General features: G+C 49.5%; 1 protein-coding gene. It reads right to left on the bottom strand.

Features of this window, described 5'->3' with window-relative positions; genetic code table 11:
* Positions 1-6,179: amino acid adenylation domain-containing protein (locus tag ABLA85_RS08970; protein WP_367963275.1), on the bottom strand; the 6,179-nt coding region annotated here is incomplete at both ends.

Genomic DNA, 6,179 nt, shown 5'->3' with positions numbered 1-6,179 from the left:
CCACTGATTTGTCCGCAATACAAGTTCTGCACCCTGGGTTAGTGCACAAAATATTTCTGATGCACAGACATCAAAAGAAGGATTGCAGAACTGTAATATTCGATCAGACGCATTAAACGACCATTTCCTGCTCAGTGCGGTAATTTGATGGACCAGTTGCTGATGTTCAACCATCACGCCTTTTGGCGTACCGGTAGAACCGGAGGTATAAATCACATACGCCAGATGCTGGGGAGTCAGGGCAAGTACCTGTGGATTATGTACCTGTGAATTGAGTACCTGTAGATTGTTCTCCGGCTGGTTTGGCAACACATTAGGATCGAGTACCGTTAAATCAGCGATGGCTTTCTCACCCAAAGCGAGACGTCCGGCCTTATCCGCCAGCAGCATAGCAGGTTCTGAATCCGTCAGAATATGCGCCAGGCGTTCACCCGGATAATCAGTATCCAGAGGTACATAGGCTCCGCCCGCTTTCAATACAGCCAACAATCCTGCCACCATCGCTGGTGAACGTGTTACACAAACCACTACCCGCTGATCAGGAGTTATACCTAGCGTGATCAATTGATGTGCTAGCTGATTAGCCCAGGCATTCAGTTCCGCGTAACTGAATTTTTGTTCTTCATACACGAGCGCTGTTGCATCCGGGGTTTTTTCTGCCTGTTGTTCAAACAACTGATGAATATATAACGTGTCAAAATACATAGTCTCAGTTGTATTCCACGTTTCCAGCAATAACTTACGTTCCACCGGCGACAAAAGATCGATTTTTCCAACCTGTTGCTGATGGTCAGCCACCATCGCTTGCAAGACTGTATGTAAGTATCCGATATGCCGCTCAATGGTTGGCTGATCAAACAGAGCCGTAGCATAATGCAGTGCTCCAACTATCTGTTCATTCTCCTCAAACAGGCTCAGTTCGAGATCAAATTTAGCTATATTAAAAGCCTGATCCATTGGGGTGACGGCCAGTCCCGGCAGCGCCCAATTCTGGCGTTCGCTGTTTTTCCCGGTCAGGCTTTTCCCGGTAAGACTTTGTCCGGTAAAGCTTTGTCCGGTAAAATTCTGCCAGGCAAACATCACTTGAAACAGCGGCGTATGTGCCAGACTACGTGGCGGTTGTACGATTTCCACCACCTGTTCAAACGGCAGGTCCTGATGTTCCTGTGCTGTCAATGCGGTTTGCCTTACGCGCGCAAGTAATTCAGTCACATTGGGTTCATTTGATAAATCAATGCGCAAGGCCAACGTATTAACAAAGAAACCGATCAGGGATTCCACTTCCTGATGGCCGCGGCCTGCGCTCGGAGTACCTATAATCAGATCATGCTGACCTGACAAGCGCGACAAAACCGTGGCCCAGGCTGATAACAGCGTCATAAATAAGGTGACACCATGCTGTTTACTCAGGTGCTTGAGGGACGCCGTTAATTCTGTCCCCAGATTAATGGCGATAGCATGCCCGGAAAATGATTGCTCTAATGGACGAGGCCGATCAGTCGGTAAGTCCAGCAAAACAGGAGCATTTGCCAACACCGTTTTCCAATAGTCAGACTGAATTTGTACCCGTTCCGACGATAACCACTGACGTTGCCATGCAGCATAATCAGGATACTGAATCGTCAATGGCGGCAACGGCTCGGTATTTCCTGCCAAAAGAGCCGTATAGAGGGCACTCAGTTCACGGATCAGTACGCTTATAGACCAGCCGTCTGACACAATATGATGTTGAGTCAGCAGAAAAACATAATCATCATCAGCCAGTTGTATCAATTTAGCGCGAATTAAGGGGCCCTTAACAAGATCAAACGGTGTTTCCATTTCCTGTGTACATAAACGCTTAATTTCTTCATCTGCATCAGGTGAATTACGTAGATCATGTTCTTTCATCGGCAGACCAGATGCAGCCGGTAATAATTCGACCTGAGGCTGACCATCAATCGTGATAAAAACTGAACGCAGCGCTTCATGGCGGGCAAACAGAGCATCAAGGGCCTGCTGCCAGGCAGTCATATCAAGCTGACCACGCAAGCGCAGAACCATCGGGATAAAATAGGTGTCACCAACGCCCTCAAATTGTGTCAGAAACCACAGGCGTTGCTGAGCAAATGATAACGGCAAGTGACTCTCACGGGATATTGGCAAAATAGCAGGAAGTTTATTGTTATATTTACCCAATCGACGTTCACCGAACTGACTTTTCATCTCCTCAGCAAAAGCAGCCAAGATTGGGGATTTAAACAGTGTCACCAGAGGTAGCTCAATGCCTAAAGTGATTATCCGATTCATCATTTGTATCGCCAGTAATGAATGACCACCCAGGGCAAAGAAATTATCGTGCCGACTAATCTGCTCAATCCCTAGCAGTTCTCGCCAGATAGCCGCCAGAGCAATTTCCATTTCTCCTTGTGGTACTTCATAAATCTGACGGGCAAAGGCTTTCTCGTCTGGTGATGGTAGTGCCCGGCGATCCAGCTTACCATTTAGCGTTAATGGAAACGCATCCAGACGGACAAAAGCGGCCGGCACCATATAATCCGGTAATAAGGAACTCAGGTGGGCACGCAGGCTGTTCGCCAATCCTTCATCGGTTTCCGCCACCTTCACTTCTGTATTCCCCGTTTCTGTTACCACAGTTTCCGTTACTACAGTTTCCGTTACTACATAAGCCAACAGCCGCTTATCCTGCCCTTCTCCCTGCGCCAACACCACCGATTCGCGCACCATTGGGTGCTCTACTAACCGGGCTTCAATTTCCCCCGGTTCAATACGGAAGCCACGGATTTTCACCTGCTGGTCATTACGGCCGAGAAACTCCAGATTACCGTCCGGTAGATAACGGGCTAAATCCCCGCTCCGGTATATGCGCGCATCCGGCCTATCACTAAATGGATCGATAAGGAAACGTTCAGCGGTTAATTCAGGCCGGTTCAGATAGCCACAGGCTACTCCGTCTCCCCCCACATAAATTTCACCGATTGCCCCCAATGGTACGGGCTGACCATGACTATCCAGCAAATAAACCCGCGTATTGGCAATAGGCCGGCCTATGGGGAGTCGGGTTATACCCTCTTCCAGCGCCTCAATAGGATATGTCGTGGTAAAGGTGGTGCCTTCCGTCGGACCATAGGCCTGCAACAGTTGTTGCGGTGGACAATGTTTCAGCACCTGGGCAATCACTGATGAATCGGGGATATCGCCGCCAAAAATCAGTATCCTTATCTGCGTCAGAGCCGGCGATAACTCTACTGCCAGCCGGTTAAACAGCCCGATGGTCAGCCACAACACCGTGATACCGTAGGTCTGTAAAGCCCGGATTAGCTCCACTGGTGTCAATAAGGTGGTATGATCAATCACCACCAGCGTGCCACCGTTAAGCAACGGCGCCCAGACTTCAAAGGTACTGGCATCAAACGCCGGGTTCGCGGTAAAGGCCACCCGATCATCCGGTTCGATGGCCGCATAACCATTATTGATGACCAACCGAACCACAGCTCGGTGCGGCACCAGCACCCCTTTCGGGGTGCCCGTCGAGCCGGAGGTGTACATGATATAGGCTAAATCCGTACTGACACGGGGCAAATCAGGGTTAACGCTATATTGTTCACTGTTTGTATTGCTCTCATTGGCAAGACGCAGCAGCGGCACCGCCAGATCAGCCGGAATATCTGCCTGTGTATCGGTGAGTAACAATTTGGCGGCACAGTCATTGATCAACCAGTTTTTCCGCTCATCCGGCACACTGGGATCCAGGGGGACGTAAACGGCACCGGCTTTCAGTACTGCCAGTTGTGCCATCACCAGTACCACGGAGCGCTCAAACATCAGCACAATCGAATCGCCGGGGCAAACGCCTTGTCCGATTAACTGGTGAGCCAACTGATTCGCCCGTGTATTCAACTCGCGGTAGCTCAGGGATTCATCACCCATTATTAAAGCGGTCGCCTGTGGGGTTTTCGCCACCTGCTGCTCAAATAACTGATGGAGACACCATGCCTCTGGATAGGCAGTTTCCGTTGTATTCCAGGTTTTTAATAACAGCGTGCGTTCTGCTTCTGGCAGGATGTCCAACTGCCATACTGGTGTTTCCGGGGCCTGTTCCAACGCGCCTGCCAGACTTTCCAGTGCCTGCTGCATGTAACTACATATCCGTTCTGGTTCAAATGGCTGCACTATTTGTACTGTCAGGCCCAGTGCTTCGCCAAAATCCTCCACCGATAATGTTAACGGGTAGTTGGTACGCTCCTGTCCATCAAGAAACTCAATTCCCGCCATACTATCATCTATTTCCACCAACGGTGTATTGTGCCGGTAGTTAAGCAGGGAACTAAAGAGAGGCGCTTCGCCTTGTATGCCACTACAACGCTGAGCTAATGCCAATGAAGCGTGTTCATGTTCTAACAATCCAGCCAGCAGATTATGTGCAGCCTGTACACACTTACGTACTGGGGTATCATCCATATCCAATCGCAGCGGCAAGGTATTAATAAACAGCCCCATCCCGCTATCCGCACCTTCCCCCGCCTGCATACGTCCAAACAATACCGTGCCAAATACCACTTTCTGTTGCCCACTGGTACGTGACAGCACTTGAGCCCAGGCGACATGACATAATGCCGCTAAACTGACTCCCAGACGTCGGGCCTGACGGCGAAGACCATCATTCAGTGCGGTGGTTAGTATCCGGTGTGATTGTGTCACCTGAGAACCATCGTGATGTACGCCAGTCAACCCGAATGGCAACGTTGGTTCTTCTACTTCAGCCAACATATCAGTAAAGAAGCGAATATGCTCCTCCTGACTCATACCTAGTCGTGCCTGTGCAATCAAATGACGGAAAGGAACCGGAGCAGGCAGATTACTCTCTTTCCCGGCAAAGTACGCTTGAACTTCACGGTTCATGACTTCCAACGTTGTGTGGTCACCAATCAAATGATGCAACAGTTGCAATACTCGCCAGGAACCATCCTCTTCCCGCGCCACGACAAAACGCAATAGCGGAGCCTGACTCAAATCAAGACGATGCTGATGAGGATCAAAATGTTGGATTAATTGATCACAAACAGGCCCATCAGCAGGGTTTAATGTGAGTTCAAGCACTGATAAGAGAGCCTGACGACAAACCACCTGAACCGGAACAGATAACCCCTGCCAGATAAAGGCCGTACGCAGAATGTCATGCCGATCAACGACCCATTGAACGGCTGCCAGATAGCGATTCAGCAAAAACCGATCTGCAAACCTCGCCTGTCTGACTAACAGATATGGGTCCCCTGCATCAGCCAGTAAATGGTGGAATAGAATACCGTCTTGTAACGGTGATAAAGCATAGATATCTTGGATATTGTCCATGCCGCCCGGTACTTGTTTGACAATCAGGTCAATCTCAGATTGAGTCAAATCAATCAGTGGTAACATTTCCGGTGTTAACGCCGTCGTTGCTGGTGTAATGACATTGGCCGGCGTTGTCACAATCCGGTATTGTCCCCATTTTTCGGCAAGTGTTCTGGCAAGATTAGACAACTCTGGAGATTGAAATAAATCTCGTACCGACAGCATGATTCCCTGATGACGTAAACGCTCCACCATCTGTACAGCCAATAAAGAGTGACCACCTAAGGCAAAAAAATTGTCATCACGGCTAATCTGTTCAACTCCCAACAATTCTTGCCAGATAGTGGACAGAGCGATTTCTATCTCCCCTTGTGGCGCCTCATACCTCTGACGAGCAAAAGCTTTTTCGTCCGGTGCCGGCAGTGCTTGACGATCCAGCTTGCCGTTTGGTGTCAGCGGAAATGTATCTAAACGCACAAAAGCCGCCGGGATCATATAATCCGGCAAAACTTTACTCAGGTGAGTTCGTAAATTATTCGCCAACTCATCATTCTCTTCTGCCACGACATAGGCAACCAAACGCTTATCATATTCATCTCCCAACAATATCACCACGGCTTCGCGCACGGCCGAATGTTCGGTTAACCGTATTTCAATTTCACCCGGTTCAATACGGAAACCGCGGATTTTCACCTGCTGGTCATTGCGTCCGACAAATACCAGATTGCCATCCGGCAGGTAACGGGCCAAATCGCCGGTGCGGTACATACGTGCCCCCGGTTGATGGCTAAATGGGTCCATCAGAAAACGTTCTGCCGTCATACCAGGACGGTTCAGATAACCCC

The sequence above is a fragment of the Xenorhabdus sp. SGI246 genome, from assembly GCF_040838225.1.
In the GTDB taxonomy this organism is placed as follows: domain Bacteria; phylum Pseudomonadota; class Gammaproteobacteria; order Enterobacterales; family Enterobacteriaceae; genus Xenorhabdus; species Xenorhabdus indica.
The sequence above is the reverse complement of the archived record's forward strand: the minus strand, read 5'-3'. Positions and strand labels throughout refer to the sequence as shown.